We start from the raw sequence: 10424 nt of genomic DNA, 5'->3' as shown, positions 1-10424 counted from the left end.
CTCACCCGTCACCCAGCCTTTTCACCACTGGCAATGGCAATTGACTCAGGTAATCAGGTGGCCTTCCGCTACCAAAAGCCGGATGGATCACTTTCTGACCGCATCGTCTCTCCCCAGAGCCTGCGGCAGATTGAGGGGCAATGGGTGCTGCTGGCAGTTCATGAAGGCCAAACAAAGAACTTCCTGCTAAGGCGCATCGTCTCAGAAGTCACTATTTCGGAAGCGGAGACCAAGCGACTTACCCTGGCTGAACTTCAGCAGGTGGAGCAGGAGCTCAACGACTTTGTGCAGGGCAACTTAGCCACCATCAAAGTGGCTGGTGACACCGAGGCCCATCTTGCTCTAAACCCCGGCGAAGACGGCATCGCCAAGATCAACTTCATGGACGAGGCGCTATTGGCTGAGGATCTTTTGGAGTTTGGGTCGGATGTTGAAGTTATAGAGCCAGAGACGCTAAAGCGCAGGATCCGCGCATCGCTCAAGGCGGTGATTAAGCAGCATGCCTAAGCAAGAAATTGACGGTGATGGACTATTCAACCTGGCATTGGCGATGGTTGGACTGGTGCTGCAAGAAGGCGGCATAGCGGTTAGAGAACTTGCTGCACACTTTGGGGTCAGTGATAAGGCGATCCTGAAGGCTGCTAACGCCATCACCAACAGCGAAGACCTGACCTCCCCGCTATCCCACTTCTATTTGGACTGGGATGCCTACGAAGAAGGAATCATTGATTTCTCCGTGGGAGGCGCAAACCTAGAACACGCGCCAACCTTGAGCCGTTACCAGCAGACATCGTTGGCAATTGGGCTGGAGTATCTATCAAGTCTTCCCGAGTTCAAGAACAACAAAGACCTAGCTGAACTTCGAACTGCGCTGAGCGGTGGCGTGACCCAGCGGGTTGTCGCGCATGAAAGTGTCGACATTGCAGAGCTGGATCTGATCAGGGAAGCCATCTTGGGGCAGAAGCAAGTGGTGTTTGATTACATCAACCAGCTTGGCAAGAAGTCTCACCGCCAGGTCGATCCGCTGAGGATTGATTTGGTTGGTAACAAGCACTACCTGCGCGGTTACTGCCTTGACGCCGGCGAGCTGCGGACCTTCCGAATTGAAAGACTCTCCAACCTTGAGAGCACGAAAATTGCCATCTCAGAAGCTGCCAAAAAAGAATCAATTCCAGACGAGGTTTACGGCACCGGAGACGGCGAAATTGTTCAGCTGGTGGCTGATAACCAAGCCGGAGAGATTTTTTGGAACTTCCCTGTGGCCGGTTCAATAACCAAGAAGGACGGCAAGATCCTTGGCTCGATTCGGGTTGGAAATATCTCCGCTATTGCTAGGCACGTGGTTCGCTACGGAGGTGCGGTTGAGGTAATTGCCCCTCCGAGTGCGCGTGATGCAGTTCGAGACTTTGCCGCCAAGAGCCTGGATGGGGAAGTGGTGATTGAAGAATGAGCCCAGCATGGATTATTGGAATCTGCGCGATTGGCGCGAGCCTCTACTGGCTGGTTTTAGTTGGTTACCGACTAATCCTCAGCTTGAAAGCCCTAAAGGCGGCAGCCGTCCCACTTCAGGCATCAATGAATCTCTTGGCAGAACCTCTGGAGCGGGAATTCACAGCGGCCAAAAACACCACAGCTGCAGACCTTAGCGATGTGTTAGTGGCGCGTAGGAAACGCGAGCGTGCAAAGCAGGATGCCGCGCAAGCTAGAAGGAATAGACTGATTGCACGTTTAGACCACATGAATATTGACAAGAGGTAATTCAATGAGACTTCAGGGCTGGGAATGGATCATTATTCTGGCGATCGTATTGCTTCTTTGGGGTGCTCCTAAGCTTCCAGGGCTAGCAAAGAGCATGGCTCAGTCGATGCGTATCTTCAAAAAGGAAATTGGCAGCGAAGGCCAGCCAAAGACCAGCGAGGCAAAGCCTCAAGCTGAGACCACACCTGAGGGCGAGCAGAAGCAAGGCTAATGTTCGGGCGCAAAGATAAAGAGCGCCGCATGTCCCTTGGCTCTCACCTAAAAGAGCTGCGTGTAAGACTTTCGTGGTCGGCGGGCTTCCTGGTGGTTGGAACCGTCATTGGTTGGTACCTGTTTGAACCGGTTTTCAAGCTTCTGCAGGCTCCACTACTGGAGGTCACCAAAGCTCGCGGCATTGAAGCAGTAGTCAATTTCGGCACGGTAGTTTCCGCTTTTGATCTTCGTATTCAAGTCTCAATTTTCCTCGGTGTGATTATCACCTCGCCCTTTTGGCTCTATAACCTGTGGGCTTTTGTTTCTCCCGGACTCAAAACCCGCGAGCGCCGCTTCACTCTAGGTTTTCTTTTCAGCTCGGTACCGCTGTTTCTGGCTGGTGCCTACATCGCTTGGTCGTCGCTACCTAGCTTTGTAATCGTCCTTATTGGTTTTACCCCCGAGGGTAGCTCTAACGTCATTAATGCCAGCGATTACATTCTCTTTGCTATTCGGATCGTGCTGGTATTTGGTCTGGCCTTTGTCATGCCGGTGTTGCTGGTGCTCATGAACTTTGCCAACCTGGTTTCCGGTAAGGCAATTCTTAAGGGCTGGCGCGTAGCGGTTTTAGTAATTGCATTGGTATCCGCTCTGGCTACCCCCACCGCAGATCCGATGTCGATGTTCCTACTTATGGGCCCGTTGGCCGCTCTTTACTTCATCGCGGTGGGGATTGCGGTTCTCAATGACAAGCGTCGGGCTCGACGCGATGCCAAGCTACTTGGCGAGGAGCTGGAAGTTGACTGACCTCTCACCTTCCGAGAGGTATCAGCGCGCTAAGACGCGAGCTAAGGGCAAAGAGCTAACTAATTTCATCTCTAGCCTGAAATTCCCTCTCGATGACTTTCAGGAACGAGCCTGTCTTGCCCTTGAGGGCGGTTCTGGTGTTTTGGTTGCCGCTCCAACCGGTGCGGGTAAAACCATCATTGGAGAGTTTGCAATCCACCTGGCTGTTGCCAGTGGTCAAAAGGTCTTCTACACCACCCCTATCAAAGCGCTCAGCAATCAGAAGTTTGCGGAACTTGCAGCTAGGTACGGTAAAGACAAGGTAGGCCTTTTAACCGGAGATGCCAACAACAACTCTGAGGCACAGATTGTGGTGATGACCACTGAGGTATTGCGCAACATGATTTACGCAATGTCCACCTCACTTAGAGATCTTGGCTATGTGGTGATGGATGAGGTTCACTACCTTGCAGACCGGTTCCGCGGAGCAGTTTGGGAAGAGGTGATTCTTCACCTTCCAAAGGACGTCAGGGTCATTTCACTATCCGCCACCGTCTCAAACGCCGAGGAGTTTGGCGCATGGCTTGCTGAGGTGAGGGGCAACACTCAAATCATTGTTTCCGAGCACCGACCGGTGCCGCTGCACCAGCATGTAATGCTCGGTGATGAGATTTTGGAGCTTTTCGAATCTGGCTCGAATAAGGGAATTGTGAACCCGGAGTTAATGCGCAAGCACCAGGCCAGGGCTAGGGGTCCTATCAAACGAACCGGAAAATGGGGAGGCAAGCAATATTCGCCGACTGACCGAAACCGGAATCAAAGTGCTTTCCCGAAGCTTGAAAAGCCGGATGTGGTCCTGGAATTAGAAACGCTTGAGCTATTGCCGGCGATCTTCTTCATCTTCTCGCGCGCAGGCTGCGAAAAGGCAGTTGAAGCCTGCCGTCGCTATGGGATCAGGCTAACCAACAAAGAAGAGCAGCAGGAGATCAGGCGACTGGTTGACGCGCGCTGTTCTACTATTCAGGACGAAGACCTCGATACCCTTGGGTACTTCGATTGGCTCGCTTCTTTGGAACGTGGATTTGCCGCTCACCACGCTGGAATGCTGCCTGCCTTCAAAGAAGTGGTTGAAGAGCTTTTTCTTAGAAAGCTTGTCAAGGTTGTCTTTGCTACCGAGACATTGGCCCTTGGCATCAACATGCCGGCCAGAACAGTGGTGCTGGAGCGGCTAGATAAGTTCAATGGCGAGTCTCGCGTGGCAATCACACCGGGGGAGTACACCCAGCTCACAGGTCGAGCAGGTCGCCGCGGAATCGACACCGAGGGTCACAGCGTGATTCTGTGGGGTGCGCAGCTGGATCCATTGGTGGTCGCGGGCTTGGCATCGAAGCGCACGTATCCGCTAAACAGCTCCTTCCGACCGACCTACAACATGGCGGTGAATCTAACCTCGGCATTTGGAGCTAATCGTGCCAGCAAGATGCTCGAGAAGTCTTTTGCGCAGTTCCAGGCTGACCGCTCTGTGGTGGGGCTCGCTAGGTCTATTTCTGAAAAGCAGGAGTCGCTCGAAGGCTACGAAGAGTCGATGCAGTGCCATCTTGGTGACTTCGTTGAGTATTCAGCGCTTCGTCGCGATCTGAGCGACCTTGAGCGCAGCGGAGTTAGCGGTAAGCACAGGGCTGGTAAAGATATCCGCAACTCACGATCGCTTCGTCGCATCGATAACGAGATTGCGGATTTGAAAAAAACAATGCGAGCCCACCCTTGCCACGGCTGCTCGGATCGCGAAGCCCACGCGAGGTGGGGGGAGCGCTACCAGAAACTGCGCAAAGAGATTGATGGCACCATCGCCGCTATCGAGGGTCGCACGAACCAGGTTGCCAAGACTTTTCAGCGCATCTGCCTGCTACTGACAGATTTGGAATACATGATTCAGGACGGAGAGGACCTTGAAATAACAGCCAAGGGCAATCGCCTGGCAAAAATTTACGGTGAGCGAGACCTTCTGATTGCGGAGTGCCTAAACCGCGGCGTGTGGAGCACACTCGATGCTCCAAACCTTGCGGCCATGGCAATCTCTCTGGTTTACGAGGCACGTCGCGAAGAAAATGAATACGAGCCAAGGCTTCCCAAGGGTAACTTCGCAGAGGTGTTAGCCCAGACCGAGGAGATTCAAGAAGAGCTTTTGGAGTTGCAAACCAAATACCGACTTCCAAAAGAGACCCAACTAGAACTAGGCATGTCATGGGCAATCTACCGCTGGGCTTCTGGTGCAAGGCTAGATGATGTGTTGAAGCTCTCTGGGCAGTTGCCAGGTGACTTTATTAGGTGGACCAAGCAGCTAATTGACCTATTGGATCAAATCTCAAAGGGTGCGGACCCAGAAGTTGCGAAGACCGCATATGACGCGATGGATCAAGTCAAACGCGGCATCGTTGCCTACAGCTACTACGTCTAGGTTTTAGGCTTCTAAGGTGATGATTCAACTGCTGTGGCGAATCCCGCTGGCGATTCTTGCCGGCGGATTAGCGCTGTACGCTTTCCCGACCGAAGGCGTTTGGATTCTTGCAGTGGTGATTCCCGGGTTAATCTTTTTGGCTACCCAAGGGCTTGGATTTTGGGTCGCCACGGCCGTCGGGTTTATTGCGGGTCAGGCCTACTACATCTCTCACATCGAGTGGTTAGCGCTCTACCTAGGACCGGTACCGCTGATTGCCCTTAGCTCTCTGATGTCGTTCTTCTTCGCATTCGGTGTCGGAGCAACAGCCTGGCTATACAAGAGGCTGAAACCCAAGGGTTATGGCTTGGTTGGTTTTGCATTCGCCGCGGCCAGCATCTGGACCCTGCGGGAGTGGGCTGGCTCTAACTTCCCCTACGGAGGATTCCCTTGGTCGCGGCTTGGCATGACTCAGGCCGATGGCTGGTTTGCAAAATTCGCCTGGTGGGGTGGGATTTCCGTCATCAGCTTTGCGCTGGCACTGCTCTCAATGCTGTTGGTTTTGATTGCACTTGAATCCATCAAAAAGAAGCCTTCCAAATTAGTTCCGATGGCAGCTATTGCCGCTGCAGTGGCCTTGATTCCAGCAATTACTCCGATTGGTCTTGGGACACAGCAGGTTGGTGAGATCAGGATTGCGGCAGTGCAAGGCAATGCTCTGGCTGGACTTTTTTCAAACCAAGAGCGTGGTGCAATTTTGCAAAATCACTTGGATGCCAGCTATGCGGGGATCCCCGATTCGGAAGATCTAGACCTAATTGTCTGGCCGGAGAATGCCAGCGATGTTTCTCCGCTGGATTCCGCTGTGGCCAGGGCAGAGATCGAGACCTTGGTTGAGAAGTACAAAGCGCCACTGGCATTTGGAACCATCACCTATCGAGGTGAGGAGGCTTTCAACTCAACCATTTTCTGGGAACCCGGTATTGGACCGACCGATTTTTACGATAAGAAGCGACCGGTGCCATTTGCTGAGTATGTTCCAGACCGCGCTTTTTGGCGCAGCCTGGCTCCAGATCTAATCGACCTGGTCCCAAGGGGATATTCGTTTGGCACCAGGGACGGCATTTTTAGTAACGCCGAGTTCACTGCCGGAAGTCTTATTTGCTTTGAAATAGCGGAGGACGACATTCCTCGTGGTTTGGTGCTAGATGGTGCTCAATTGATACTTTCTCAAACCAACAACGCAGATTTCGGCTACAGCGACGAGACGCATCAGCAGGCGGCGATCGCAAGATTACGTGCAATTGAGACCGGTAGGGCAGTGGTAAACATCTCCACCGTTGGACTAAGTGCGATTTACCTGCCAGATGGCGCTGTGCTTGATCAGCTTGAGTGGTACACCCCTGATGCCATGGTGCAAAACGTTCCACTTATTGAGGGAAATACTCCGGCAACTGGGTTGGGGCTTTGGTTTGATGGCCTCAACGCGGCCCTTGCGCTTAGTTTTTTGGCACTTGGGATTAGGCGCAAACGATGAAGATTTTGGTCATGATGCCGACCTACAACGAGATTCAGACCCTGGAGCGATCGGTAGTCGACCTCTTTAGACACAACCCCGCTGTCGAACTCTTGGTGATTGACGACAACTCTCCGGATGGCACCGGAGCTCTCGCGGATAAGTTAGCCGCTTCACTACCCGCCATGCAGGTACTACACCGAAAGGACAAAGCGGGCCTTGGAAAGGCCTATCTAGCCGGCATCAGCTGGGGGATAGCGAATGGCTTTGAGTTTTTGGTGCAGATGGACGCTGATGGTAGCCACCGCGCTCAAGACCTGCCAAAACTTTTAGAACACGCCGGTTTGCAAGACCTAGTGATTGGTTCGCGTTGGGTTCCTGGGGGAGCGGTGCGGAACTGGCCCTGGTATCGAATGTTGATCTCAAGATTTGGGAACTTTTATGCGGCCAGAATGCTCGGTTCTAATCTCGGTGATCTAACAGCGGGTTTTCGGGTCTATGGAAAAGAACTGCTGCTAAAACTTCCGCTGGAGAGCGTTGCCGCTCAGGGTTACGGTTTTCAAGTCGAAATGACAAGAAATGTCCTGGCGATCGGCAGCAAAGTGACTGAGGTTCCGATTGAGTTCGTGGAGCGTGAGAACGGAGTCAGCAAAATGACGCTGGCTATTGTTCTGGAGGCTTTTGTACTGGCGACCAAGTGGGGAATCACTCGGCAAATTAGGCGGTAAGTCTGCCCTTCGAGCGGCGATCGCGCATCTCGGCTAGCACCTCAGCTAGTAACTCTTCCAGCTCGTCGCGAGTTCTGCGCTCTAGCACCATGTCAAAGTGCGAGCGTTTTGGTTCGACATCTAGCCCGGTAACTTCAATTTCGGCACCATTTTCAAATCGAATTGCGACAGCGCTGCAAGATGCGCATTCCCAGGTTTGTGGGAGTTCTGCGTCACTTGAGAAAACAATTGGGAACTGGTGTCCTTGTGCGCAGCGAAACTCAGCAGTTTGTCTGCTGGAGAGGGCAACACCACGATCTGACTCGAGGGATTGGGTTCCTAGTCTCATACCGCGCATAGATTCAGCCATGTACGCCCCAACCCCAGTACCGAGGAGGTAATTCCTAATCTTGCTGATTCACAGCAAGTGGTCAGAATTTGAAGAGATCTACCCGGTCAGAGACGATACCCGTCGCACCTAGGGCAATCAGGGCTTTCCCCTCTTTGGGGTCATTCACGGTCCAGAAATGGACTTCGAGTCCGTGCTTCCTAGCCCGCGTGATAAAACTTTCGGTGTCCATGTGAATTAGACCAAAGCTGCGCGGTATCTGAATCGCGTCAAAATTCTTCGCAATCACACCAAAGCCAATGCCAAAGATTTTGTGCGTGATCCACAGCCCAAGGACCTCGGTGCTGGCGGCGCTGGTGGCTACTTTGGCATCCAGCAGTCGTAGGGTTTGAATTTTTCGACCTCTAGAAAAGCTTGATACCAGAACCCGGTCGAAGGCCCTGAACTCATTTAGCACCTTTGCTGTAGCTTCACAGCCAGCCCTAGCCTTCACGTCGAGATTCAGTCTCAGGCTGGGGAAGTGCTGGAGCACTTCTCTCAGACTCGGAACTTTGGATCCATTTGCGAGCTTTATTTCGCTCAGCTCGGCAAAAGTCAATTCGCTAATTTTTAGGGGGAGTCCGGCTACTCGCTGAAGGTCGTCATCGTGGAACAAAACGGCAACGCCATCTTTGGTGGCGTGGACATCGGACTCGATGTGAGTTGCACCAAATTTCAGTGCCTGCTCAAATGCTGCAATTGAATTTTCGTCGATGCCTGCCTGCTGCTGATTGAGTCCGCGATGAGCTAGCAGGTGGGGACGAGCAGTATCGAAATACTTCTTCAATGCTGAATCTGGCACGGTTACCCCTAATCTTTAGACGTGGTTCAGTCTAATTTCGTGTATCGCTTCCTGAAGCTAAATGGCGGGCTGTTTGTCTACGGCATTGGTATTGCGATGCTGGTCCACGCATCAATTGGGCTAGCCCCATGGGATGTGCTGGCACAAGGAATTTCCAAGCAAACCGGATTGAGTTTCGGGCAGTCAACCATTGCCGTCAGCATCATGGTGCTAATGGCGTGGATTCCACTGAGAGTACAGCCAGGCATTGGTTCGATACTCAATGCCGTTTTACTCGGTGTCTACGCCGATTTCTGGCTTCCTCTGATGCCGAGGCTCGATGGCTATCTGGCTCAATTGGTGTGGTTTGTGCTCGGTTTAGTGGTTGTCTCGTTTGCGACAGGACTCTACATTTCTTGCGGCATGGGTAAGGGGCCACGCGATGGTCTAAACACCGGTATCGCTCAGCGCTTCAAGTTGCCGTTTTGGCAGGCAAGGTCAATTGTCGAAGTCTTGGTTGTGCTGGTTGGATTCGCCCTTGGCGGGCAGGTTCGAGAAGGCACCCTGATCTTCGCCTTTGCTATTGGGTATCTAAACCAGCTGGGGCTCAGGCTGTTTAAGTTGGTTGACAAAAAAGGAAAGCTTTGAATCTCCGACACAGGATCTCAACCAGAGCGCTAATCCTCACCCCAGATAACAAGTTTTTGCTGTTTTTATCTCACTTTGACCCCGGCTCTTCCCTGCCCCCGCAGTGGGTTTTTCCAGGTGGTGGGCTAGAAATTGGCGAGGAACCGCTGCAAGGAATCATCCGAGAGGTCTTTGAGGAGACTGGAAAGCTTTTCAATCCTGAGGATTTTTTGGAAATTACAAGAATCCACCACCCGATGGACGATGTCCGACTGCATGATTCTGGAGAGGCTTACTTTTTCGAACTGAGAGTTTCAGAGCCCTTTGAACCAAGTTCAGAAAACTGGACCGCAAATGAACATCGCGACACAGTTATGCACCGCTGGGTGACTCTTCATGAAGTAATCGTTGAGCAGCTTTGGGTTGGGCCACAGGGCGCAATTGAATTGTTGATCGAGCGCTATGGGAACCAGGGGCAGAAGACCACGCCAGATCAAGGTTCATAAAGCCGATAATAAACATTATGTCAAGTAACGTTTATTTCAGCCACTCCCCGCAGCTGAGACTCTGAATTACTTGATTTGTGTGGCGTGTGACCACTGCACGAGCTTCTCGTGCGCTACACCGGATTCCAAGGCTCCCATAGCTACGTCAAATCCGCTTTGGAGTCGTTCTTCAATTGGCTTGCTTGCAAGGCTTGGGTCTTTGGCTAATTCGTAGGCTGCGATTCCAGCTGCGCTGTTTAGCAGAACAACTTCCTTGATTGCTTTGAGGTTTCCACTTAGGTCACCTGCAAACAACGCAGCAGCCACTTCTGCGTTGTACTTGGCATCGCCGCCCAGTAGCTGATCGAGACTGACGTCAGGGTTTACAAGCTTCTCAACTCTGAATTCCTTGACCTGACCACCCGAAACCTGCCAAATCTGAGTTGGAGCGGTGACTGAGATCTCATCCAGTCCATCTAAGGACCTAAACACCAGCGCCGTGCGACCGCGCTGGGCCAGCTCTTGCGCCATAAGCGGTGCGATCTGAAGGTTCGATACTCCCAGGGCAGTCGCGATTGGCTGTGCCGGGTTTGCCAGTGGTCCTAAGAAGTTGAAGGTGGTTGGAACTCCCAGCTGCTTTCTTACCGGCGCGACGAAACGCATAGCGGGGTGGAAAACCGGTGCAAAGAAGAAAGTGATTCCCACTTCTTTGAAGACCTCTGCCACCTGCACAGGTGCCAAGTCGAG

The 10424-nt window shown here is 52.5% G+C and carries 12 protein-coding genes and 1 pseudogene; 10 read left to right on the top strand and 3 right to left on the bottom strand.

Annotation, left to right across the window (positions count from 1 at the left end):
* From AC128V_RS05175 to AC128V_RS05140, 8 genes are all read left to right on the top strand, one after another.
* The coding region (locus tag AC128V_RS05175) for a helix-turn-helix transcriptional regulator (protein WP_482763615.1) at window positions 1–507 on the top strand (507 nt) is incomplete at its 5' end.
* Entirely contained in the window at window positions 500–1450 is a 951-nt protein-coding gene (locus AC128V_RS05170) for a helix-turn-helix transcriptional regulator (RefSeq protein WP_482763614.1), read from the top strand. The genes AC128V_RS05175 and AC128V_RS05170, both read left to right, overlap by 8 nt.
* Window positions 1447–1758, top strand: coding sequence for a hypothetical protein (locus AC128V_RS05165; RefSeq protein WP_482763613.1), 312 nt, complete (start codon window positions 1447–1449; stop codon window positions 1756–1758). The genes AC128V_RS05170 and AC128V_RS05165 overlap by 4 nt, the downstream gene beginning before the upstream one ends.
* Window positions 1759–1762: 4 nt before the next feature.
* Entirely contained in the window at window positions 1763–1969 is a 207-nt protein-coding gene (locus AC128V_RS05160; RefSeq protein ID WP_482763612.1) for a twin-arginine translocase TatA/TatE family subunit, read from the top strand.
* On the top strand, window positions 1969–2757 hold the full coding sequence (gene tatC, locus AC128V_RS05155; RefSeq protein ID WP_482763611.1) for a twin-arginine translocase subunit TatC: 789 nt from the start codon (window positions 1969–1971) through the stop codon (window positions 2755–2757). The genes AC128V_RS05160 and tatC overlap by 1 nt, the downstream gene beginning before the upstream one ends.
* Window positions 2750–5194: a DEAD/DEAH box helicase gene (locus AC128V_RS05150; RefSeq protein WP_482763610.1), complete on the top strand. Its 2445-nt coding sequence runs from the start codon at window positions 2750–2752 to the stop codon at window positions 5192–5194. Before tatC ends, AC128V_RS05150 begins: the two co-directional genes overlap by 8 nt.
* Window positions 5195–5213: 19 nt before the next feature.
* Window positions 5214–6710, top strand: a complete 1497-nt coding sequence (lnt, locus tag AC128V_RS05145) for an apolipoprotein N-acyltransferase (protein WP_482763616.1) — start codon at window positions 5214–5216, stop codon at window positions 6708–6710.
* The gene (locus tag AC128V_RS05140) at window positions 6707–7417 is read left to right on the top strand and encodes a polyprenol monophosphomannose synthase (RefSeq protein WP_482763609.1); all 711 of its coding nucleotides are present in this window, start codon (window positions 6707–6709) and stop codon (window positions 7415–7417) included. The genes lnt and AC128V_RS05140 overlap by 4 nt, the downstream gene beginning before the upstream one ends.
* Here the strand turns inward: AC128V_RS05140 and AC128V_RS05135 are convergent.
* Window positions 7407–7766: an RNA polymerase-binding protein RbpA gene (locus tag AC128V_RS05135; protein WP_482763608.1), complete on the bottom strand. Its 360-nt coding sequence runs from the start codon at window positions 7764–7766 to the stop codon at window positions 7407–7409. The genes AC128V_RS05140 and AC128V_RS05135 overlap by 11 nt on opposite strands.
* A gap of 61 nt (window positions 7767–7827) precedes the next feature.
* Window positions 7828–8586: a glycerophosphodiester phosphodiesterase family protein gene (locus AC128V_RS05130; RefSeq protein WP_482763607.1), complete on the bottom strand. Its 759-nt coding sequence runs from the start codon at window positions 8584–8586 to the stop codon at window positions 7828–7830.
* 39 nt (window positions 8587–8625) lie between these two features.
* Between AC128V_RS05130 and yczE the strand changes: the two genes are divergently transcribed.
* Entirely contained in the window at window positions 8626–9213 is a 588-nt protein-coding gene (yczE, locus tag AC128V_RS05125) for a membrane protein YczE (protein ID WP_482763606.1), read from the top strand.
* Window positions 9210–9698, top strand: a complete 489-nt coding sequence (locus AC128V_RS05120) for an NUDIX domain-containing protein (protein WP_482763605.1) — start codon at window positions 9210–9212, stop codon at window positions 9696–9698. The genes yczE and AC128V_RS05120 overlap by 4 nt, the downstream gene beginning before the upstream one ends.
* Before the next feature lie 66 nt (window positions 9699–9764).
* Here AC128V_RS05120 and AC128V_RS05115 read toward each other — a convergent pair.
* Window positions 9765–10424 (bottom strand): annotated as a pseudogene (locus AC128V_RS05115) (anthranilate phosphoribosyltransferase); the annotation flags it as partial.

Source organism: Aquiluna sp., assembly GCF_965064355.1.
Note: the sequence above shows the minus strand (reverse complement) of the source record. Positions and strands in the feature narration are given on the sequence as shown.